Source organism: Culturomica massiliensis, assembly GCF_900091655.1.
Classification (GTDB): domain Bacteria; phylum Bacteroidota; class Bacteroidia; order Bacteroidales; family Marinifilaceae; genus Culturomica; species Culturomica massiliensis.
This window is the reverse complement of sequence record NZ_LT594621.1, coordinates 1,276,376-1,300,947: the sequence shown is the minus strand read 5'-3', so window position 1 is coordinate 1,300,947 and position 24,572 is coordinate 1,276,376. Positions and strand designations below refer to the sequence as shown.

At 44.5% G+C, this 24,572-nt stretch carries 14 protein-coding genes and 1 pseudogene; all 15 read left to right on the top strand.

All coding sequences use genetic code 11. The features are described from left to right. The first annotated feature begins 105 nt into the window (after positions 1-105). Positions 106-3,489 (top strand): baseplate J/gp47 family protein, encoded by a 3,384-nt coding sequence (locus BN8908_RS06655; RefSeq protein WP_068689812.1) that lies wholly within the window; start codon positions 106-108, stop codon positions 3,487-3,489. Positions 3,490-3,532: 43 nt separating this feature from the next. Continuing rightward, a complete protein-coding gene (locus BN8908_RS06650) occupies positions 3,533-4,252 on the top strand; it encodes a hypothetical protein (protein WP_068689810.1) in 720 nt (239 codons plus the stop codon). Between the two features lie 181 nt (positions 4,253-4,433). Continuing rightward, the gene (locus BN8908_RS06645) at positions 4,434-6,830 is read left to right on the top strand and encodes a hypothetical protein (protein WP_068689808.1); all 2,397 of its coding nucleotides are present in this window, start codon (positions 4,434-4,436) and stop codon (positions 6,828-6,830) included. Positions 6,831-7,087: 257 nt separating this feature from the next. Beyond that, a complete protein-coding gene (locus tag BN8908_RS06640; RefSeq protein ID WP_068689807.1) occupies positions 7,088-10,438 on the top strand; it encodes a contractile injection system tape measure protein in 3,351 nt (1,116 codons plus the stop codon). Between the two features lie 46 nt (positions 10,439-10,484). Continuing rightward, positions 10,485-11,207, top strand: coding sequence for an eCIS core domain-containing protein (locus tag BN8908_RS06635; RefSeq protein ID WP_068689805.1), 723 nt, complete (start codon positions 10,485-10,487; stop codon positions 11,205-11,207). Positions 11,208-11,284: 77 nt separating this feature from the next. After that, a complete protein-coding gene (locus tag BN8908_RS06630; RefSeq protein ID WP_068689803.1) occupies positions 11,285-12,586 on the top strand; it encodes an ATP-binding protein in 1,302 nt (433 codons plus the stop codon). A gap of 13 nt (positions 12,587-12,599) precedes the next feature. After that, positions 12,600-13,886, top strand: a complete 1,287-nt coding sequence (locus BN8908_RS06625; protein WP_068689801.1) for a hypothetical protein — start codon at positions 12,600-12,602, stop codon at positions 13,884-13,886. A 223-nt stretch (positions 13,887-14,109) separates the two neighbouring features. Then, positions 14,110-14,994 (top strand): glucose-1-phosphate thymidylyltransferase RfbA, encoded by an 885-nt coding sequence (gene rfbA / locus BN8908_RS06620; protein ID WP_068689799.1) that lies wholly within the window; start codon positions 14,110-14,112, stop codon positions 14,992-14,994. Positions 14,995-15,102: 108 nt separating this feature from the next. Next, positions 15,103-15,639 (top strand): dTDP-4-dehydrorhamnose 3,5-epimerase, encoded by a 537-nt coding sequence (gene rfbC, locus BN8908_RS06615; protein ID WP_068689797.1) that lies wholly within the window; start codon positions 15,103-15,105, stop codon positions 15,637-15,639. A gap of 119 nt (positions 15,640-15,758) precedes the next feature. Continuing rightward, positions 15,759-16,631, top strand: coding sequence for a dTDP-4-dehydrorhamnose reductase (gene rfbD, locus BN8908_RS06610; RefSeq protein ID WP_021986494.1), 873 nt, complete (start codon positions 15,759-15,761; stop codon positions 16,629-16,631). A gap of 51 nt (positions 16,632-16,682) precedes the next feature. Continuing rightward, positions 16,683-17,738 (top strand): dTDP-glucose 4,6-dehydratase, encoded by a 1,056-nt coding sequence (gene rfbB, locus BN8908_RS06605; protein ID WP_068689794.1) that lies wholly within the window; start codon positions 16,683-16,685, stop codon positions 17,736-17,738. An 89-nt stretch (positions 17,739-17,827) separates the two neighbouring features. After that, positions 17,828-19,498 (top strand): helix-turn-helix domain-containing protein, encoded by a 1,671-nt coding sequence (locus BN8908_RS06600; protein WP_068689792.1) that lies wholly within the window; start codon positions 17,828-17,830, stop codon positions 19,496-19,498. A gap of 325 nt (positions 19,499-19,823) precedes the next feature. Beyond that, positions 19,824-20,348: a LytR/AlgR family response regulator transcription factor gene (locus tag BN8908_RS06595; RefSeq protein ID WP_161945858.1), complete on the top strand. Its 525-nt coding sequence runs from the start codon at positions 19,824-19,826 to the stop codon at positions 20,346-20,348. Positions 20,349-20,458: 110 nt separating this feature from the next. After that, a pseudogene (locus BN8908_RS06590) lies at positions 20,459-22,075 on the top strand (ABC-F family ATP-binding cassette domain-containing protein); the annotation flags it as partial. Between the two features lie 156 nt (positions 22,076-22,231). Continuing rightward, positions 22,232-24,571, top strand: a complete 2,340-nt coding sequence (locus tag BN8908_RS06585) for an ATP-binding cassette domain-containing protein (protein ID WP_082989230.1) — start codon at positions 22,232-22,234, stop codon at positions 24,569-24,571. Position 24,572 lies beyond the last annotated feature (1 nt).

Below are 24,572 nucleotides of genomic sequence, written 5' to 3'. Positions count from 1 at the left end.
TGGTGGGTTTGAAAAGAAGCAAGAGAAGTTTTTGATTTACGATTTATTGATGGAAGGATAAGTGGTATGCGGGTTTGATGGTTGGTAAGTTTAAGAATTTGGATTATGAATACACTTTGGTATACGGATGGAACGGATCGGCGGCAGTTTGAAGGGAGGAAAGATATTCCTTGCCGGGTTGCTATGATTGAAGACGATTATCGGGTGCTGATGGGGCGGGTGATGGATATGGCCGGGAGTATCCGCTATTACAATTTGAAAAATCAGCCGGAAGGATATTGGCGGGAATTGTTTCGTTATCAGCCTTTGGCAATCTTATCGGAGATTGAAAGGACAGATATTCACGAACTTGAAAATCGTTTTCTGAAGTCGGGGAGAAGGCAACCGGAGATGATGCTCAAGCTGGCGAAAGAATTAATGGGGCGTTTGGATGATTGGGAATTGCGGTTGGTGTATTATCCTCGTTTGCAGTTGGCAAAAGATTTGTCTTCCCGGACAAAATTCCGTTTACCGGAGGAAAAAGATGAATTGAAAAAATCATTCTATGCTCTTTTAGGAGCGGTGAGGAAACTTCAGGTGAATTACGAACGTTACCGGGAAGAAATCCGGACATGCGGAGAGAATGATCCTGCTGCGGCTTTGCTGGATTCTTTCCTGCGGAATTACGAAGAGATTGCAAACCGTTTTAATGCCCGTTGGCAAACCTGGCCGGATTTTTATTTCCGGGAGATTTTACATGCCGGGTGCCGGGGAATTGTACCCGATCGGGTTTGGTTGTCCGTTGTGCGCGTTCCGGGTTCCGGTTGTGTTGTCATACCCGAAGCAACTGCTTTTGTTGCCGGTAAAAATAAGGGGGGAGGAGCGGTGTGTTACCGAAGTGTGGAAGAAGTTGTCGTAGAAGATATGAAATTAGCGCAGTTGCGTTCTTTTTTCCAAGAAAAGGACGGGGAACGCTATCCGGCTGCCCGCCTGGAATTTGTGACCGCCATATCGCAGAATACAATAGATCTGGAAGATATCGGCGATCATCAGAAACTATTCGGGGAGGCATCCGATTCCCGTTTGGAAATGGGGTTGATGATTTGTTCTTCCATGCTGTTGTTACGTGAAGGAAGGCGGAGATTGACGGTGTCGTTTTACCTCACAGAAGAGGGGAGCGGATATTTTCAGAAGATATTGAATCAGGTAACGGAAGGTGCGGAGGAAAAGTCCGGGGAATCGGTTGTCAAGTTATTGAAAGATGCTTTCTGTCTCGATATTACGACGGGAATCGGTTGGGAGCATATTGAAGAATATGTGGCGACATTCCGGGATAAGCAGTGTATTAGTCTGTTGTTTTGTTTGGATAAGGAGTTTCCTGCAACAGCCAGTGGAGATATTTCGTTACATGGTGTACAGACACAATGGCCTGTGTTACGTATCCGGATGAATCCGGAGGCGTGGCTTTTTCCCTATAGTTGGATGTCTGCTGTAAAATGCAACCGGGTAAAGTTGAATGTAGAAGTAGCAGGACTTTCAACGTTGAAATTATACAATAATATCGGGGAGTTGGATACCTCTACTCCTTTTTATCCTTTCGGTGTACAGCCTGCGCGGGGAGCTCAGGTTGTTTTCGGTAGTTATGAGATGGCTGTGAAACCTTTACAGAAAGTGAATTTGTATTGTAAATGGTTGCAATTGCCTTCCGGACCGGAAGGTTTTTACGGACACTACCGGGAATATGGGCAGCAGATCGACAATTATTCTTTCCGGGTGAGGACGGAGTGGCTGGACGGAAAGAAATGGAAATCGGATCAGGTTGGGATACAGGGGCTGTTCGGTTCTCCGGGAGACGGATATTCGACAGCAAAAGGTACTTTACCGGAGGAAAGCCGGGTAAGTTGGTCTCCGGACGGTAATATACCTGTTGTAGGAGGGAATGAAGATCGTTATGCTTATGGAATGTCGTCGTCCGGTTTCTTTCGGATGGTGCTGGATGAGCCGGAAATGGGTTTCGGGCATGCATTGTATCATACTTTATTTGCAGAGGTGATGATTGCAAATGCTCATCGTAAACGTCCTTTGCCTGCACCTGCGCTACCGGTATCTCCGTTGATAGAATCGGTGGAAGTAAGCTATGAGTCGGAAGAAGAGCTTTATTTTACGGCCGGTCAGAACAGGGGAAATATTCGTTTGTTTTATATGGATTCGATGGGATTTTCGACTTTGGAGAGTATCGGCTCGGATGCCCCTTTTTATTTGGCGAAACGTTTGGGGGAAGCGGGGAATCTGTTGTTTGGATTTACGAAAGCTGTCGGAATAGACCGGATTCGTTTTTTTGTGGATATAGCCGCTGTGAGACAGGAAATCGATCTTCGGGACGACGAAAGGCAGAATCTTTCCCCGGTTTGGTATATCCGGCAAAAAGAAAACTGGATCAGGTTAACTCCGGACGCGCTTGTCCGGGATACGACGGGTGGATTTATCAGCAGCGGAATTGTCGAATTGTTGTTACCCGTCCCGGTGGCAGAAGATTGGCTGGACGAAAACGGCATATTTTGGCTGGGGGCACAGTTCGGTTGTGATGTCATTAAGCAGGTTGCGGTAAAAGGGTTTTATACAAATGTCGTAGAGGCTGTTTTAGATACGGATACTGTCGATTCAGACTGGGAATGGGATGGAGAATTACCGGAAGGAACAATTACAGCTGCCGTCAGAAACATACCGGGAGTGGCTGATATCCGCCAAATAGTATCCGGTAAGGGAGGCCGAAAAGAAGAAGATGAAGAGACTTTAAAAATCAGGATGATCCATCGGATTCGTCACCGAAACCGGGTTGTAACTCCCCGGGATTTTGAGGACCGCATTATGGAACAGTTTCCTCAAGTCGCTAAAGTGAAATGTTTGCCGGGATTGGATAGTAAATATATGAACAGGCAGGGAATTGTCACTTTGGCAGTTGTTCCCCGGTTACAAAACGGCGTGGGTTTTCCGCTTTGTACTCATGATTTGTTATTGGAGATCGAACGTTTTTTACAGCCTTTGGCCGGAGCTTTTGTGCAGGTTGACGCTATAAATCCCCTGTACGAAGAGATGAAGGTAAGATGTAATATCGGGATCGGACCGGGATGGAGTGCGGCAGAGACGATACTTCGGTTACGAAGGCGTATCGATGATTTGATTGTACCTTGGAAAAACAGTGACGGTATACCGGTATTCGGTTATCGTTTCGGTTTACAGGAACTGAAAAACCGGATTATGGAAGATGAAGGAGTATCGGTTTTACACGGTTTATCGGTGTTGCAGGTGTGCCGGGAAGGTAGAAAGTTATACCGTTTGGGTGAAGTCGGTGATCAGTCGGACGGTGATCAAAAGATCGGGGCTTCTTGTGCCTGGGGAATTCCTGTGCCTGCACCGGTACATTTGATCCGTACGGATAAAGAGGATATATGGCGTCCGGAGGCCGGTATCGGAGAAATAGGTGTAGAAGAAACATTTATTATAAGATAAGGTGGATGTAACGGAGGAAAGCATAACGTATTAAAACTGGATTATGGCTAAAGCGAACAGGGAAACATTGAAAGGTTATTTCAGTAATGGGAAAATGCCTACCGGCAGTCAGTTCGGGGATTTGGTGGATTCTATGCTGAACATTGTGGATGATGGCATGAATCGTACGGAAGGTAACGGATTGCAGCTTTCTCCTTTGGAGGAAAACAGTCCGGTATTGGAATTTTATTCCGGTATTCTGGACGATAAACCTTTGTGGGAAATTCGGGTCGATCGTAAACGGGAAGCTCTGGAATTGAGTATAGGAGGGGATGATATTCCGTTATTGACTCTTTTTCCGGACCGGAAGATCTCATTGAACGGTGATGTCGAAGTGTCCGGTACTGTATCAGCTGCCGGTTTTTTGGGAAATTATCGTTGCGGGGAGGTGCTTGCAGATGGGAAATGGTATGATGTTACGGACGAGGATGAAGCTAATCCGTCGGGTTGCCGGGCTTATCGCATTGTAGCCGGATGCGGACGTAAAGGCAAAGGTAAATATGCTTTAACAGAAGCAACGGCCATACAATGCTATGGGGAACATAAAAAGGTCTATTATCGTCAATCCTGGTTCGGTATGCATTTCAACCGTTTGAAGTTTCGCTGGCATCAGGAAGGAAAGGCCTGGCGGTTACAGATGCGTAGCCGGTGTAATTACGGAAGAGAGGCGGTGATACGTTTCCGGATTACGGAATTATGGCAGGATTATTATATGGGAGAATGAGGTGTTTTGATTTACGATTTTAGATTTATGATTTTAGATTAACGATTGGGGCGGAGTTTTATGTGTTTGTGTTTTTTAAAAAGGAATGTGGCTGGAATTTTAGATTTTGGATTGAAATAAAAGGTTCGAGAGTATGAAGAGGGCCGAAGACTTTAGGTGTTAGGGTATTAAGCAGGAGAAAATGAAAGATGAGCTTTATATAAACCGGAGAGAGGCGGAAAATACTCTTTACCGGCAGTTACAGGAGAAATCGTTGGAACGGTTACAAGCTGCTGCCGGAGAGGTATGGACTGATTTTAATCCTCACGATCCGGGGATAACGATCAGCGATATATTAAATTACGGTCTTACGGAGTTGGATTATCGTTTGCGTTTTCCTTCGGAAGATTATTTGGTGGCAGAAAAACAATCTTTTGTTCCGGAGCGTTTCGGTTTGTTTTCACCGCTTCGGGTGTTTCCGGTTGATCCGGTGACACCTGTCGATTACCGGAAATTATTTATCGATCGTATCGATAAGTTGGATAATGTGTGGATTTATCCGACGAAAGAACGGGGATGGTATGAAGTTTTGGCAGAGTTGTCGCCTTTGGCTTCAGTGTGTTGCCGGGAAGAAGTACAGCGGCAGATTGTGAGGATTTTCAATGCTTATCGTAATCTTTGCGAAGGATTGCGGGAAGTCAGATTTATTACGCGTAAGCCTTTGAAATTAACCGGAGATATCGAATTAAAGGCAGGGGCGAATGCTTTACAGGTTTTAGCGGATATTTACCTGGAGGCTCAGCATTTTTTTATGGGTGGTGTCCGTTATCGGGGAATAGAAGAATTGTTGGCAGAAGGGAGAAAACCCGACGAGTTATTGGATGGTCCGGAATTGAGATATTGGGCTATCGACGAGAGTTCGTTGCAGGATTTACCGACTCGTTATTCCGTGGCGGTGCTGTTTCGGCGCTTGATGAATCTGGAGGGCGTGGAAGTTGTGAGATCATTGGGTTTTACAGATGGGGAACAGGTTTATCCGGATATTATTCCCGTGACTGATCCGGTAAATTCCTATACAGTAGAGATTCCGGATAATAAAGAGAAAGCCGGAGTGAAGCTGTGGTCGGGAGGCGGTTTGATGAAAACGGATTTATCGGTATTGCCTTCTTTGCTTTATGCCCGTTATATCCGGTATTATGGCCGGCAGAATCGTACGGAAAATTTGTCGGAGTTACAATCTTTTCCACAGGGCACTTTCCGGCAGATGTATGATCATAACAGTGTGCAGCATGATTTTCCGGAATGTTATGGGATCAATAATTGGGGAGTGGCTCCCGGGGAACCGGAATTGCGGAAGGCACAGGCAAAGCAGTTGAAGGGGTATATGTTGTTGTATGACGAAGTATTTGCCCGGGGATTGAAAGAGTTGGAAAATTTACCGCAGTTGATGTCGATAGAAGACGACTTACTGGGAGAGGGGACAGTCGGAGTCGATGTACCGGGTGGGATGTGGGACGTATTAACCGATGAACAGAAACTGAAGGATGCCGGATATACTAAAAATAGATTTTTCAGGCAGAAGGAGAGTATGTTGGAAGTGTGGGAAGGTATATACGGAGAGGATAGTAATCCCGGATGGTTGAAAGAGTATGACTATTACGAAGAAACAGAGGTGGAGAGCCTGGGGAGGCGTTTCGGTTTTTTAAAACGGATACCGGAATGGGGACGAAGCCGATACAAGGGGGTGGATTTGGGAAATGTCGATCCCGAGAATGTACCGGGAATCAAAGCTTATGTAGGCAGTTTGCTGGGGTGGGAAATGACGGTGGAAAAGCCCGTTGTGAATGTATTTCCGATGTACAATCTCCGGTTGGTGGAGGACGATTATTTTTATAGCCGGCCGATGGGATTGCTGAGTCATGATTTGGTGGCAGAGGATATTTTGAAGCCGGAGTATATGGAGCCGGTAAATATGCCTGAAAAAGCTTATACAAATGCCGATTATCTGGTATTGAAGGATAAATTATCGCTGTTGCATTATAATTTATTATTCGAGGGATTGTTTCGGGAAGGTGTACGGCCGGAAAATTACCATATTCTGAATATACCTCAATATCTTGATCGTTTGTTGGTGTTTCATCATACGCAACGGGGAGAATGGATAAATCTGGGGCGGTTCGATTCGCAGGAAGAGCTCGAGGAGACGGCCGGTTGTTTGCGGCGTTTTCTGATTATGTTGAATCAGAAAAGTGAGAGTATGTATGTTGTTGAACATTTGCTGTTGAGAAAAGCAAACGGAAAGGAGATGGAAAATCCTGCAGTACCGGAAAGCGAGAATTTTGTCGTAACTGTCGTGTTTCCGGGATGGTCGGTACGAATGGCAGATCTTCGGTTCAGAAAAGAGTGTGAAAAGTTGGTATGTAGCCGGTTACCGGCCCATTTGAATGTTCATTTTCAATGGAGAGGGGCTGTGGAGATGTGGCAGTTCGAAAGGGCTTATTACGATTGGCGGAAAGCATTGGCGGCAGGAGAGAGCGGGAGTGCCGAAGCTCAAAAATTAAGGGAGGTATTGGCCGGACAGGGGGAGGAGGGATTTTAAATTGTAGATTTTAGATTTTAAATTGATGGAGGAAGTTGGAAAGGAAGGGAATGATGATTTTTGATTTACGATTGGGGAAAAGTTGACTGGTAAGAGTACGTAGAAAGAATGGATTTAAAATTGAAGAAAGTGAGAAGAGAAAGATTGGAAATAGTGTTATAAGGTTTGTAAGCATATTAGAATTGATTTATGATTTTTCTATGAATCAGGCAGGTTTGTAAGGGTGATTTAAAATCGTAAATCTAAAATTAACAGGAATGATTACGATTCATGACATAAAGCTGGATTTTAGCGTGGAAGATTCCCGGTTTGCACGGGAATTGTACGGGCGTTGGGATATGTTTTGCCATACGGGGGTGGAGGAGGTCATGGACCGGGTGTTGAGTCGTTATGACTCGGATGAAGAGGTGATTCGGGTCGGAAGAATGGAACTGGATTTAGGTGTGTTACCGGAGGACGAGTTTTATGAACGGTTTCCGAAAGCGTTGGAAGAAAAGTTGGGGGACGTTTTTTATGATTTGATCCGCCACCGGGAAGGACGTGATGTGAATATCGTTTCCTTGCGCAAGGACGGTTTGCAGGCTCTGCTGTATTTTTTATTGTATGGCGGTTTACCGGCAGATATGCCCGAAGAATACCGGGATTTGAGACGTTTGCTTGAAATTGTAATCGACAGGGAGGGGCATGAGCTGGGAAAGGCTTTGCGCTATTACGGCGAAAAGGTGGAATTACGCCGTCGTTTGGTGTTGCAGTTCAGAGACCGGGAACTGGAAAAAGTTGTAGAGGTGACAGAGCCTTCCGAAGCTGTATTTATTAAAGTATATACTCGTAGTCTGATTAGCTCCTGGCCTCGTTTACGGCGTCCGGAGATTACGTTGGGAGACTACCGGAATGTCGTTTGGGAGGTGGTATGGGCTTATTTGCTTTACGACGGAAGAGGTTTTTTCAGTCGGAAACAGTTGGTGAGGCAAACGATAACGGAACTGGCTTCCCGTTTTAATTTAAAGTTTTTTTATTTGCTCGTTTTGTTGACGACCGGATTGAAAAAAATGATATCCGGGTGGTTGATTTTGCCGGAATTATCGGTGATACTGGCCGAGATCAGGAGAGAAGAGGCTGAAAAAATGCAGGGAGATACCGGAAAATGGCAAAAGGTAATAGAGGAAAACGGTGCATACGAGTCTGCGGATGATCTGCGGAAATTGTTGTCGGATCCTGTTTTATGCCGCCGTTTGTTGCAACCGATGAAGGAGGAGGATATTTACCGCCTGACGGAGGTTGTCATACCTACGGAAAGCCGTTTTGTCATTTCGTATGCCCGCCGGTTGGAACAGGAAAAGGAAAAAGGGATGCTGGAAGGAAAAGCCGGCAGTGAGTTCCGGGTTTTAAAGTGGGAATTTTTATTTCAGGTTTTGCTGAGTGCCCCGATGTCTGTTTTTCACCGGAAACGCTTTGTGCTGGAAGTGATCCGGCGTATTGCCGCTCATTATAATATCGATCCGTTGTGTCTGTTGGTATATCTCTGTACCGATCAGGAAGATGTTCCGGCAGATTTGCGGGTCGTGTTACAGCAATTGTATAAAGAACAGACGGAGAGCGAAATTTTAAAAATAGCGGAAGCCTTTGCTTATCGGATACCTACCGAACGGGAAACGGAATACCTGAAATCCGTTTTGTTACATCCCCGGACGGCAAGACAATTATTAGGGGCTTTGCCTGAAGCCGGAATTTACCGGTTGGTCCGGGTCGTGATTCCGGCCGAGAGTACATTCGTCGTTTCGTATGCCCGTACCCTGGACCGGGAAAAGGAGAAAGGAATGCTGGAAGGAAAAGGAGGGGAGGAATTCCGGGTGTTGAAATGGGAGTTTATTTTTATCATGATTTTGAGTGCTCCGGTATCGGCTTTCAGCCGACGTCAGTTTGTACGTTCGGTTTTGGGGCAGATTGCCGCGCATTATAATTTGGCTGCTAACGATTTGGTACTCTATTTCTATAGGGCGCTGGCAGACCGGAAGACCGGGTTTTCACAGGGGGTAGCTGAGGTGTTGAAGGAGTGGCTGGATGAACAGCGAAGAAATGAGCGGTTGGAATCGGAAAAAGAACGGGAGGCAGCTTCCCGGGATACCGGTAGAAAATTGAAGGAATTGATGATGTGTCCGGAGATGACGGTAAAGGTATTGGAAAAAGCAGGAACAGAAGTCCTTTGCGAATTATGGGCAATGTATAAGCAAACGGATACGGTCGTATTTATCCGGAATTATAAAAAATTATTGTGGGATTTTATAGGATCGTCTGTGGTGAGTGTAAAGAGGTTATACCGGCAGATGCAGGTTGTGGAGGGATTAGCGGATTTTTTGGTAAAAGAGTATGGAAGAAAGGCCGTTGCAGACCTTTTACGAAAGATCGGAATCCGTTTGCAGGACTCGGAACGTTTGTTGGAAGCGGCTTGGCGGGAGGCTTTGTTGAAAAAAGAAGTGGATCTGATTCGGGAGATTGTGGCCCGTTCGCCGGATTTTTTACGGCGGAAGATATCCGTTTTGTCTCCCGGGGAGCGAAGCAGTTTGGAGGAAATGCTGAAAGCAAGCCCGGAATTGTTACGGAAATGTCTGGTGTGTATCGGTTCTCCGGCTATGCGGCGGGCGGTGGAAGAGGTTATATACCTGAAAAGGAAGGTAGGAGGCGAAGAAAATGACGGAGAATGGTTGTTGGGTTTATTATGCATTTCTTATTCCGATATCCGGATGTTTTCGTATCCGGAAATACTAAGGCGTTTTTTGAGTAAAATGGCGGACCGATGGACTCTTGCACAACGAATTGAAATTTACCGGCAAATCAGAAGACAGTCGTATTTGTCCGTACACTGGGAGAAAATAATAGAAGAGGAGCAAAAAATGGAGGAAGCCGTGGAAATGGTGAAGCGGGAGGAAAAACAGAATGACGAAATACAACTAAACCATACGGATATGAAAACAAGAGATGTAAAAGACGCGCCGGAAGATAGGAATATTTCCGGAAATGGGCGGGAAGCGGATGCAGCTGGAAAACATGTACGGGAATCCCGTGGGAACAAAAACCGGTGGAAGTTACCCGATTCCCGGAAAGAGGAAGAACGGATTTATGTGGCGAATGCCGGAGCAATTATATTGGCACCTTATTTTCCCCGTTTATTCGATTTGCTGAAAATGACGGAAAAAGGGGCTTTTATGGATGGGGCGGCCCGGGTCCGGGCCATGTTTGCCATACAGTATCTGGTATTCGGTCAGACGGAATTCGCGGAAACGGAGCTGGCTCTGAATAAATTATTGACGGCATATCGTCCGGAAGAGCCTTTACCGCTATCGGTGGAATTGACTTCGGAGGAAAAAGAGGTGCTGGATTCTTTGTTAAAAGGAGCTATGGGTAACTGGAGTGTGATGAAAGGTACTTCTGTAGACGGTTTCCGGGGGAGTTTCCTGATCCGTAACGGAGTAATGGCGGATACGGGAGAATTGTGGCAATTGACGGTAGAGGAAAAGTCTTACGATATATTGCTGGATTCCATTCCCTGGAGTATTTCTCCGGTCAAGTTTCCGTGGATGGAGAAACCGTTGTATGTGAATTGGAGGTGAAAGAATTTACGATTTGAGATTTTATAAGACTAATAATTTGGATAATATGAACGCAGAAAAACAATTTCAGGAAATGCCTTCGCGGGTGATGCAACCGAAGCGGGAAGGCGCAGCTTTGCAAATGTACGATAACCGGCAGGATGCGGCTTTGCAGGCAAAGATGATCGACACGATTCAGCGGGAAGGTGAAGACGAAGATGAGTTACTACAGGGAAAGTTTGCCGTACAGCGACAGGAGGGGGAGGAAGACGAACTGTTACAGGGTAAGTTTACGACTCAATTAGCCGAAGAGGATGAGGAGCTTATGCAGGGAAAATTCGTTACTCAATTAGCGGAGGAAGACGATGAACTGATGCAAGGTAAGTTTGTCACTCAGATGCAGGACGAGGATGAGTTGATGCAGGGGAAGTTTGAAACAGCCCAACGGCAAACGGAAAACCGGACGGGTATACCGGATGCGGTAAAACAGCGGATGGAAGATTCGTTCGGTACGGACTTTTCATCGGTGCGGGTGCATCCGGATTCCTCCAAGGCGCCCGAAGTGGGCGCATTGGCTTATACGCAGGGAACGGATATCCATTTCGCTCCGGGCCAGTTTAAGCCCGATACGGCCGCCGGGCAGGAATTGTTGGGGCACGAACTGACGCATGTGGTACAACAGGCGGAAGGCCGGGTACAGCCGACAACGGAGATCGGCGGTATGCCGGTGAATGACAGCGAAGCACTGGAGCATGAGGCGGATGTGAGGGGAGCACAAGCGGTGAGGTAATGAAGTTAAATATTACAGGGGCTGTATATTGTATGTGGCGCTGCAGGCTTATGATTTGATATTAGATAGAAATTTTTATGGAACAATGGATTGCTTGGTTTTATGAGGTGTTGAATGCGGCTTTGCAGTTGTATTTCCGGCAGGAGTGTGCGGTGAGTTCGGTTTATGAGATTGCTGTGCCGGAAGGGAATGGGTTGGAAGAGGTGTGTGGCCGGGGATTGACATTCGATGAGCAGGCGGTGGTGATGCTGGCGTTGATGCCGCATTTGTGTCCGCAGGCTTTGGATATTTTTTTCGTGAATAATAAGAATTTCGACCGGCCTTATACGGAGTTCGGTGGCTGGAAGGGAATGTCGCACGGAGGTTTTTTACCGACGGGAGAGACGGCAGCCTTTGTTTTGGGCGGAGAGGATACGGGAAAGCGTTTGGAAGTGATGCGGATGTTCGGGAAAGAGCATTGGTTTTGGCGGGAAAATGTATTGCGCTTAGAAGGTCAGGGACGGGGCGAACCGTTTTTGAGCGGGCAGTTGCGGGTGTCGGAGGAGGTGTTGAGCCGGATACTTTACCGGAAAGAATATAAACCGGATTGTACTATGGAGTTTCCGGCCAAGCGGGTGACAACGGTTCTGGAGTGGGGGGATATGGTGGTGGATTACCGGGTGGCTTTGGCATTGGAGGAAATTAATACCTGGATTACCGGACAACGGACGATTATGCAGGAATGGGGACTGGAACGTTTTCTGAAGGCCGGATACCGGGCTTTGTTCTATGGACCACCGGGTACGGGAAAGACTTTGGCGGCAACATTACTCGGTAAACGGAATGATATGGATGTATACCGGGTAGATTTGTCGATGATCGTGTCGAAATATATCGGGGAGACGGAAAAGAATCTGGCACAGGTGTTCGATATGGCGGAAAACCGTCGTTGGATTCTGTTTTTTGACGAGGCGGATGCACTATTCGGTAAACGGACTTCTACAACGACTTCAAACGACCGGCATGCCAATCAGGAAGTGGCTTTTTTGTTACAACGAATCGAAGATTTTCCGGGTACGGTAATCCTGGCTACCAATCTGAAGTCAAATTTGGATGAAGCTTTTTTACGTCGTTTTCAGGCGATGGTCTATTTCCCGATGCCGGACGAAGAGTCACGGAAGTTGTTGTGGCAAAAAATGTTGCCGGCAACCTGGTTGCAAGAAGACAGGGATACTTTGTTGGGATGTGCCGTGAAAGCTGAATTATCCGGGGGATCGATTGCGAATGTCATCCGCAGTTGTGCTTTGCAATTATTGGCGACGCATACGGATAAATTATCGAAAGAAATGCTGGATTATGCTTTGAAAAAAGAACTGGCTAAAGAAGGAAACATCGGATAAAATTTAGAAAATTATGAGACTATCGGGGCAAATTTTAAAAGGAAGGTATGATGGAATTATCCTTTTAGTTGTATTGATGATGCTGGGGACGGGAAAGTTGAATGGACAACTGAGCGGGTGGTCGTTCGACAAAGCTTATGCTACCTATCGTCAGTATTATTATCAACCTCTTGACAAATGGCGAAGCATCCGGGAGGGAACGTTTTCCCGCACAGGTTTGGAGGATTCGTTGCGGCAATATACGCGGGGTAAAGTTTATAAGGATGTTATTTGTCCGTGGTGGGTGGAGGATTTGTACCGGCCGGATGTCATTCAGGCCCGTTTTCAGAGGATCGGTTATGTGGGGTATGTGCTGGATCCGTTGACAGGTTCGCCTTTGTTGACGAATTCCTGGAACGATTCGACTTTATTCGATGCTGCCTGGCAGAATATTCCGGTCGATTTAGTCGTGTATTGTAATGGTGCGGATGCCTTCGATTATTTTCTGAAATGTGATTCGGCCCGCCTGACTTTTTTAAAGACTGTTTTCGACCCGGAAGACGGGTTGATTAATAAGCGGCATTTCGGCCGGCGGCCCGCAGGGTTACATTTTTATTTACCGAATTTTTCTTTTCGGGAAAAAAAGGCTTTTATGCGTTTTGTATGTGCGGTCAGTATGGTAATTGATCATTATTGCCGAAATGAGGAGCGTCCTTATGCCGGAGACAAATGCTGGCTTACATTTACTTTTTCTCCTTCGGCAAAGAATGAACTGGATTATTTATCGGGTGTCCTGGGATTGGCGGATGAGATTCATTTTGTAACTTACGATGAATACGGTTTGCCTGTAGCAACGCCGGAGGTTTATACCTATCGGAATGATCCGACTTCTGTATTATACCGGGTGTATAATCAGTTTTATCTGTTTTCTTTTTTTTCCGATGTGGTATCGGATACGGAATGTTGCAGCGATATCGCCCGTTTGTCGCAGGCCAGTTATTCGGAGCATAACTGGAAATTTTATTTACTGTTGGACTTTGCGTTGGTGCTGGCTTTGATTATATCGGTACTTGCGTATAATTTGTACAGTCCGTTTTATATGCTGGTTGAGCGTTACTGTTCATTCATTATACCGGTCCTTATTACTTTGGTGACGGAGATTATCATTGTTTTTCTGTATATGGTGGAAGCGCTGTCTCCGAATGAATTATTGTTTAGTCTTGACGAGGGGACACATCTGTATTTATTGGCACTTCCTTTGCTTTTTATCGTTTTGCATATCGGCTTGAAAATGCTCGGAGGACGACGGGAATTGCCTTGACTGCTGTCCGGAATAGCACCCGGGGACGGGGGTAAAATGCTAACAGGAGGTTAGCATTTTACCCCCGTCCCCGGGTGCTAACAACCTTCCTGTGCTTATCTGCTCTTATTCTCAAGTATTTTTTTTACCTTTGCTCAAGTAAGCTGCGCCTCACATAGCTCAAATAAGTTTGGTTCTGCATTCGGCTTGCACTATCTTTGTAAACAATTTGATGTTTTAATGTATGAAAGGAATCGTATTAGCCGGAGGTTCGGGAACCCGTTTATATCCCATTACAAAAGGTGTATCGAAGCAATTATTACCCATATACGATAAACCGATGGTGTATTATCCGATATCGGTGTTGATGTTAGCGGGGATCCGGGATATTCTGATCATTTCGACTCCGCAAGATATTTCCGGGTTTCGGCGTTTGTTGGGAGACGGTTCGGATTTCGGCGTGACCTTTCAATATGCGGTACAGCCGCATCCGGAAGGATTGGCACAGGCGTTTCTGATTGGCAAGGAGTTTATCGGGAACGATTCGGTATGCTTGGTATTGGGGGATAATATTTTTTACGGACAGTCGTTCGGGAAGATGCTGGCAGAAGCTGTAAATACAGTTGAGAAAGAGCAGAAAGCGACAGTATTCGGTTATTATGTGAGTGATCCGGAGCGATATGGGGTTGCGGAGTTTGATGTAAACGGCAATGTGTTGAGTGTGGAAGAAAAACCGGAAAAACCGAAGTCGAATTATGCAGTGGTCGGTTTGTATTTTTATCCCAATGGGGTGGTGGATATTGCTTCCCGGATAAAGCCTTCTGCCCGGGGAGAGTTGGAAATTACAACGGTGAATCAGATTTTCTTAAGTCAAAATGAGTTAAAGGTACAGGTGTTGGGCAGGGGATTTGCCTGGCTGGATACGGGGACGCACGATTCATTGTCGGAGGCCTCTACTTTTATCGAAGTTATTGAGAAGCGCCAGGGATTGAAAGTGGCTTGTCTGGAAGAAATTGCTTACCGGAAAGGCTGGATTACTGCCGGTAAACTTCGTGAAATAGCAGAGCCGATGAAAAAAAATCAGTACGGACAGTATCTTTATAAATTGATAGCAGAATCGGGAAATTAGATTTGGACAGGAAGAAAGTCGTTTTGTTGGGTTACCGACGTATTTTTCTGCCGCAATAAAGCAGAATAGAAGAAGATGAACGGGTCTTTTTTCCTAAAACGAAAGATTATGAATGTTATTGAAACAGCTATAGCGGGTGTGGTAATTATCGAACCGCGTATTTTTACAGATGGCCGGGGGTATTTTTTCGAAAGTTTTTCCCAGCAGGAATTTGAGGAGAAGGTGGGAAAAGTTAATTTTGTTCAGGATAATGAATCAAAATCGCGATACGGGGTTATCCGGGGATTGCATTTTCAGCGGCCTCCCTATGAGCAGGCAAAGTTAGTGAGGGTTGTTAAAGGAAAGGTTCTGGATGTGAATGTCGATATTCGAAAAGGGTCGCCGACTTTCGGAAAGTATGTGGCTGTAGAGTTGAGTGAGGAGAATAAACGACAGATTTATATACCCAGAGGTTTTGCTCATGGTTTTGCCGTTTTGAGTGAGGAGGTTATTTTCCAGTACAAATGTGATAATTATTATGCGCCGGGATATGAAGGGGGAATCCGGGTGGATGATCCGGAACTGGGGATCGATTGGCAGATTCCGGAACAGGAACGTATTTTATCGGATAAAGATAAGAAACATCCGTTGATTGCAGATTTATAATTTGGGAGGGATTGACATGTCTTGGGTATTCGGAAAGGAGGGATCGGGTTTGGAACAGATGTGGCATTGAAGGGGAGAAATATGGTTTTTGAAACCGGAAGTTTTTAAGAATAACGATTATGGCAAATATATTAGTAACCGGAGCAAACGGACAATTGGGAACGGCCTTGAAAAGGATCGGTTTTACGATGCTGGACGATGTTTTTTATACGGACTTAGCTGAATTGGATATTACAGACCAGGAAGCTGTCCGGAGGTTTGTGCAATTGCATGAGATTGATACTATTATAAATTGTGCAGCTTATACGGCAGTCGATAAGGCTGAGGATGAGCCGGAAAAGGCTGCCCTGATCAATACGGAGGCTGTGGCTAATTTAGCAACGGTTGCTTATGATGAAGATTGTCTGTTGATTCATGTATCGACGGATTATGTATTCGACGGAACGGCTACCGAGCCTTATACGGAAAAAAGCCGGGTAAATCCGCAGAGTGTATACGGCCGGACAAAGTTAGCCGGAGAAAAAGCGATAGCCGCTTCGCATTGTTTGTCCGTAATCATCCGGACGGCCTGGTTGTATTCGGAAGACGGGAATAATTTTGTAAAAACAATGTTACGTTTGGCAAAAGAAAAGGGGGAGTTAAGAGTGGTATCGGATCAAATCGGGTCACCGACGTATGCGGGTGATCTGGCAAAGGCGATTGTAGCGATTGTAAGTGACGATAATGTAATGGAGAAGCCGGGTGTGTACCATTATTCGAACGAGGGCATATGTTCCTGGTATGAGTTTGCACGGGAAATTATGAGTGCTGGCGGTATGGAATGTCGTGTCGAACCGCTGACGACAGAGCAGTATCCGACGAAGGCGAAGCGTCCGGCTTATTCTGTTTTGGATAAGACGAAGATAAAGAAAAGTTTTAGCCTGGAAATACCGGAATGGCAGGAAGCACTGACTCGTTGTATGTATAATTTGATACCGGAAAACCGACGATAGTCGATGAACGGAAACAGAATAAGCATGTTTGATATTTAATTTTCAATTTTGATGAGAAATATATTGATTACCGGAGGTGCCGGATTTATCGGTTCGCATTTGGTGAGATTGATGGTGAATAAGTATCCGGAGTATCGGATCATCAATCTGGATAAGCTGACTTATGCCGGAAATCTGGCGAATTTGAAAGATGTGGAGAATAAGTCCAATTATGTATTTGTGAAAGCGGATATTTGCGATTTTTCTATGATGCAGTCTGTTTTTACAGAATATGGGGTAGACGGGGTTATTCATCTGGCTGCAGAGAGCCATGTGGATCGTTCGATCAAAGATCCCTTTGCTTTCGCCCAAACGAATGTGATGGGGACATTGAGTTTATTGCAGGCGGCCAAGCTGGCCTGGGAGGGTAAATTCGAAGGGAAATTATTTTATCATGTATCTACAGATGAGGTGTACGGGTCTTTACAGCCCGACGGGGGATTTTTTACGGAAAAGACCAAATACGATCCCCATTCCCCTTATTCGGCATCGAAAGCCTCGTCGGATCATTTTGTAAGGGCGTATTACGACACCTACGGTTTGCCTGTAAAAATTTCGAATTGTTCAAATAATTACGGTTCTTTTCAATTTCCGGAAAAGTTAATTCCTTTATTTATCAACAATATCCGGCACAATAAAGAGTTGCCGGTATATGGAAAGGGGGAGAATGTACGGGATTGGTTGTTCGTTGAGGATCATGCGAGGGCAATCGATTTGATTTTTCATCGGGGGAAAGTGGGAGATACCTATAATATCGGCGGATTTAACGAATGGAAGAACATCGATTTAATTAAAGTGATTATCCGGGTTACGGATCGTTTGTTGGGAAATCCGGAAGGGACGTCCCTGCATTTGATAAGGCATGTAACCGACCGGGCGGGACATGATGTACGCTATGCCATAGATTCGACGAAATTAAAAAATGAATTGGGCTGGGAACCTTCCTTACAGTTTGAAGAAGGGATCGAGAAAACCGTGAAGTGGTATCTGGAGAATCAGGAGTGGCTGAATAATGTAACGAGCGGGGAATACCAGCAGTATTACGAAAAAATGTACGGGATGAAATAATTGCACCTGATTTTGGTATATTGAATGTATATGAGTCCGAAGGCGTAAGTCTTCGGACTTTTTGTATTGTAAATAAAATTTCAAAAAGAATGCGTTGTTTTTATTTATTGTATTGTTTGTGGGTAATATGTTGTGGGTTTACCGAAGAAAATACAAAAGATTTGTTGTATAAGATCCGGGAAATTAAGTATCGGGATCCTCAAATGGCTTTGGTTTTGCTCGATTCATTAAGACGAATGGAAGAATCGAATCATTTTCAGCGGGTTCCGGAGTTCAGAATAGACATTGCACAAGGGCAGATCTATCAAATTATGAGGCTGGACCAGTTGGCTGTAAGATTTTGGGAGAAAGCTTTGCAGGCAGATTCCGTTCGTGTGCGTGATGCGTATTTTTTTACCGTACTGAATGGAATCGTGAATGTTTATTACCGAATGGCGGATTATGAGAATGCACTGGAATATTGTTTATTGTTATTGGAACGTGGGGAGAAGTCAGGAGATGAATGGAGTATCGGTGACTGTTATTTTATGATCGGGCAAATCGAGTGGCAGATCGGAAGGAAAGAACAAGCATACCGGGATTTTAAAAAGGCTTTGAATATCTTGGAGAATGGAAAAAATCCCGGTACAAAAAAGTTGTTGTCGTATGTTTATGGAGAAATTATGACTATGGCGGATGCGGACGGTCGTTTTTCCTATGCCTTGGAAATCGGAACATTGCGGGAAAAGTTATTACGCGAGATGGAAGAATTGGGTGGACAGGAAGGGTATATTGACCAGCAGCGGGGATATTTATATGCCAAGCTGGCTTATCTATATCAGAAGGAGGGAAAGTGTAGGTTAGCCGGTTCTTATTTTGAAAAGTTCGAAAAGACACATTTTGCAACAACATTGGAAGGGCGGGAATACGGTTTCCCTTATTTGAAGAATGCCGGACAATATGAGAAAGCCCTTTGTTTTTTGAGAGATATGAGACGGGAGTATGAGGTGATGAAGAAAGATACAATAGATATTAATATGAGGGTTTGTTATGAAAATCTATCGGAGATTTATGCTGACCTGGGACAATGCCGGAAGGCTTATCATTTTTTGAAAAGAGCTTTGGTTTTGGCGGATAGTTTACAAGAACGGCAGCAGCGTAGCCGGATTACGGAAATGTCCGTATTGTATAGTGTTAAGGAAAAAGAAAAAAGAATTCAGGAACAAGAAGGGATTATAAAGAAAAAACAAACATTTATAGGCAGATTATTCGGCTTTGTTTCGGTAGGTATTATTATGTTGATTGGTGTCGGAATATATGCTAACAGAATGAAAAATAAAAACCGGATATTGGTCGGAAAAATAGAGGAAGGCATTCATTATCGTCAGATGCTGAGGCGGATCGGTATGTTATATAAAGGTGAACATAAAATACAGGTGAATTGTAAAGAGAGAGAATTGTTTGAAAATTTGGATCGCTTGGTTGTAATGGAACGTTTATTTTTACGGCCCAATTTAACCCGGGACGAAATGGTGAGTCGTTTGTGTACCAATAAAAATCAATTGGCTAATGCGATCCGTTTTTGTACGGGTCAAAATTTTACGGAATATATCAATAGTTTGCGTCTGGAGTGTGCCTTGAAAATATTAACGGAAGGAAATGAAAAAATAGAGGTCGTTGCGGAAAGATCCGGGTTCGGTTCCGCCCGTAGTTTTTACCGGATTTTTAAAGATTATTTTGGATTGTCTCCTGCTGAATATCGTCATTTTTGCAGTAAATAAAGCTCGTTTTACTTTGAAGCAGTCTCGGGTTCGTCTGACTGTTTAACACAAATTGATGACTGATTTTCTTATTTAAAAATAAGATTCCGATGCTTGTTTGTTTAATATTTATTTTATTTGCTTTGGAAAAATGAGGGGTGTTTATGCATAATGGATTGTTGCTTATTAAAAAAAAAGCAATTTATTCATTGATAATTAATATATAAAATATGAATTAAAAATTGAAATTTATATTATACAAACAAATATGGCTGTTTGTAAATTTAATTTCAGTGATTTTTACTTAATGGCTACCTTTCTTTGTGCAAATATCAATGTCAATGTTATGGAAAGATATTTATCTGTCGAAACTGTGAATGGTGTGTTATTGATTCCTGTGTCGGAGTGTTTGTATAAAGATATTGTGAATTATCTTGAAGATTCCGCACATCCGGAGGTTGCCTCTTTGTCGGATTTCTGTCAGGGCGGAACGAATGAGGATTTGTCGGAACAACTGAAACTATGGGTAGCCAGGGAACAGATGAATTCTATTTTTGTAAAGGATCGCGATTATTTCAAGCGTATAGATTTCGATACTATTCGTTGGATTGAAGCTTCGGGAAGTTATTGCCGCCTGTATTTAAGGGATGGTTCAAAAATGTTGTTATCCTTTAATTTAAGGGAATTAGCAGTACACTTACCTGTCCGTCTTTTTATTCGTGTGCATCGTTCTTATATCGTCAATATTACGTATATCGATTCTTTTATCGGAAATCGGTTATGCATCGGAGATCATCGGATTCCGGTGAGTAAGCAGCATAAACGCAATGTTATTGCACGGTTGAATGTATTGGGAAGTGTTAAGGATTAAAGGTAAATTGGGATTGTATATTCTGGCTTGTGAATTTGAAAATAAAACTGTATCTTTGCCGACGCTTTGATAAAAGTGGAAAATATTGATAATCAGCATAAAAGAATATAGGAATGATTGCAGTTTCAAATTTAGAAATTCAGTTCGGAAAACGTGTTTTGTTTCAGGATGTAAACTTGAAGTTTACACCGGGAAATTGTTATGGGGTGATTGGGGCCAATGGAGCCGGGAAATCTACTTTATTACGTATTTTAAGCGGAGAGTTGGAGCCTACCCGGGGAAATGTGATGTTCGGTCCCGGAGAACGTTTGTCGGTATTGAAGCAGGATCACCATGCTTATAATGAGTGTACGGTGTTGGATACTGTATTGCAAGGATATATGGATTTGTGGAATGTAATGAAGGAGAAGGATGCTTTATATGCCAAACCTGATTTTTCAGATGCCGATGGTGTACGTGCTGCGGAACTGGAAGAAAGATTTGCCGAAATGGACGGTTGGAATGCCGAAAGTGATGCTGCAGCTTTGCTTAGTGGATTGGGAATACAGGAGGAGTTGCATTATTCTTTAATGAAGGATTTAAGCGGTAAGCAAAAGGTGCGTGTCTTGTTGGCGCAGGCTTTGTTCGGTAAGCCGGATAATTTGTTATTGGATGAGCCGACGAACGATTTGGATATTGAGACTGTGATGTGGCTGGAGAATTACCTTTCGAATTATGAAAATACGGTATTGGTCGTGTCCCACGACCGTCATTTTCTGGATGCCGTGAGTACCCATACCGTGGATATCGATTTTGGGAAAGTGCAGTTGTTTGCCGGTAATTATAGTTTCTGGTATGAATCCAGTCAGTTGGCACTACGTCAGGCTCAGGCTAAGAATAAGAAAGCAGAGGAAAAGAAGAAAGAATTGATGGAATTTATTCAACGGTTCAGTGCAAATGTGGCGAAATCCAAACAGACAACCAGTCGTAAAAAGATGTTGGAAAAATTGAATGTGGAGGAGATTATGCCCTCTACCCGCAAGTATCCGGGGATTATTTTTACACCAGAGAGGGAAGTCGGGGACCGGATTCTGGATGTACGCAGTTTGAGCAAGCAAGTGGAGGGAAAATGGTTGTTTAAGGATGTGGAGTTTACAGTGGAGAAGGGGGATAAGATCGTATTCTGGTCGAAAGATCCGCGGGCTATGACAGCTTTGCTGGAGATCATAACCGATAATGTAAAGCCCGATAGCGGTAGTTATAGTTGGGGAGTTACGGTGACGACTGCTTATTTGCCGATGGATAATTCAGCTTATTTCGATACGGATATGACTTTGATCGAATGGCTGGGACAATTTTCTTCCGATACAAGTGAGACTTTTTTACGGGGTTTTTTGGGGAAGATGTTGTTTTCGGGGGAAGATATTTACAAGAATGTGAAAGTATTGTCGGGGGGAGAGAAGATGCGTTGTATGATTGCCCGGATGATGTTGAAGAATGCGAATGTATTGGTGTTGGATTCCCCTGCCAATCATCTGGATCTGGAATCTATTCAGGCATTTAATAATATGCTGATGTCGTTCAAAGGTATTGTGTTGATGAATTCTCACGACCATGAGTTTATTCAGACGGTGTGTAACCGGATTATTGAATTGACGCCGAACGGAACGATAGATAAGCGTATGGAATTCGATGATTATATCACCAGTGAGGCTATTCGTGAGCAGGCTGCAAAGATGTATTTGTAAATTTACGATTTTGGCCTATCGGCCTGTATCGCTTCGGTGAGAAAAGGATTGGCTGCAGAATATTTACTCTGCAGCCAATTGTATTTTTCAGATGCAGATTGAGTGGGTTCGGAGGATGGAGAAATAAGGAAAATCTTATATTTGTCAGGTTTTAATATGGATGGAATGACACAGGATTATATTATTGTGGAGGGTGCCAGTGAGAATAACCTGAAACATATTTCTTTGAGGATACCGAAAAAACAGATCACTATTTTTACCGGTGTGTCCGGTTCCGGAAAATCGTCTTTGGTTTTGGATACGGTTGCCGCCAAATCCCGGCGGGAGTTGAATGAGACTTTCCCTAGCTTTGTACAGCAGTATTTGCCGAAGTACGGCCGGCCGCATGTGGATAAGATTGAAAATTTGCCGGTAGCTATTGTGATCGATCAGAAAAAGCCGGCTCCTAATGCCCGTTCTACGGTGGGAACCTATACGGATATCTATGCTTTGCTTCGCTTGCTTTTTTCCCGGGTAGGGAAACCTTTTGTCGGTTATTCCGATATGTTTTCTTTCAATCATCCTCAAGGCAGGTGTACCCGTTGTGACGGATTGGGGACAATAACGGAACTGGATGTGCATAAATTAGTTGATTTCGATAAATCTCTGAATGAGGATGGGGTGATCAATTACGTTGCCTTCAAGCCGGGAGAATGGCGGTGGATTCGTTACGCATGCAGCGGTTTGTTCGATTTGAATAAGAAAATACGGGATTATTCTGCGGAGGAACTGGAGTTGTTTTTGTATTCACCGCAGATCCGGTTGAAGAATCCTCCGGCAGAATGGCCGAAAACAGCCAAATATGAAGGGTTAATGACCCGGATGTACCGAAGTTGTATCAATTCGGAGGAAGGAAAGCTACACCGGGCGATACTCGATCCGATGACGACGACCGGAATATGTCCCGATTGCGGAGGCTCGAGGTTGAATAATAAAGTACTGTCTTGTCGTATTTGCGGAAAGAATATGGCAGATGTCACGAGTATGGCTGTTCCGGATGTGCTGGAATGGATACGGCATATCGACGATCCTTTGGCGGCAGATATGAAGGAGGCGCTGATCGGCCGTTTGTCGGCTTTGCTGGAAATCGGCTTGGGGTACCTGACGCTGGACCGGGGAATGGGAACGCTTTCCGGAGGAGAGGCACAACGTTGTAAGATTGCCAAGTATATAAATTCGGCCTTGTCGGATATGTTGTATGTACTGGATGAACCCAGTGTAGGATTGCATAGCCATGATATTCATTTGTTGAAAGAATCGGTACGGAAGTTGCGGGATCATGGAAATACCGTGTTGCTGGTCGAGCATCATAAGGAAATGATACAGATTGCCGATCATATTGTGGATATGGGGCCCGGTTCGGGTGTGGAGGGAGGAAATATTCTGTATGAAGGAGATTATGAGGGTTTACTGAAAAGCGGTACTTTAACCGGACAGATGATAGCAGAAAAATTGCCGTTGAAACAACATTTTCGTGTTCCTTCAGCTTGGTGGACGGTGGAAAATGCCTGTTTGCATAATCTGAAAGAGGTAACGGTTAAATTGCCTGTGGGAGTGCTGGCTGTTATTGCCGGTGTTGCCGGTTCCGGAAAAAGTTCGCTGATGCAGTGTTTCAGGGAAAGTTGTAACGGGGACAAAGGTTCGGGAACTGAAGAACCGGAAGGATCGCGTAAAGCTTCGGTCCGGTCGGTTGAGGAGCAGGGGGAGGTCGTTTATATCAGCCAGCGTAATATCGGAGTCAGTTTGCGTTCTACACCGGCTACCTATTTAGGTGTAGCCGACGATATTCGCAAAATTTTCGGTCAAAAGAGTGGTGCTGGGATAAGTATGTTCGCTTTTAACGGAAAAGGCGGATGTGCGGTGTGTGGTGGAAAGGGGGTTGTCGTTTCGGATATGGCTTTTATGGATGCTATTGAGACGGTGTGTGAGGCTTGCGGTGGTTTGCGTTATTCCCCGGAAGCATTACAGTATAAAGTGGACGGACTCACAATTGCCGAAGTAATGGATTTGACGGTACGAAAGGCTTCTGTCCGTTTTGCCGGTACTGTTATCGAGAAGAAGTTACTGCCGTTGATGCAGGTTGGATTGGGGTATTTGCATCTGAACCAGGCGCTTTCAACTTTATCGGGTGGTGAGTTACAGCGGATGAAACTGGCTTCTTATCTGGGAAGTAGAGGGAAAATATTTATATTGGACGAGCCGACAGACGGTTTGCATGTCAAAGATATACATCATATTATCGCTTTGTTTGATACCATGGTGGAGCAAGGCAATTCTGTGTTTCTAATCGAACATAACCTGGATGTTCTGAAAGCTGCCGATTATGTTATTGAATTAGGTCCCGGCGGAGGACAGATGGGGGGCCAACTTCTTTTCTGCGGTACACCTGCAGAGATGCTGGTTTGTAAACATTCGATAACCGCTCCTTTTCTGGCAGCTGAATTGCCTTTGGAGTAAT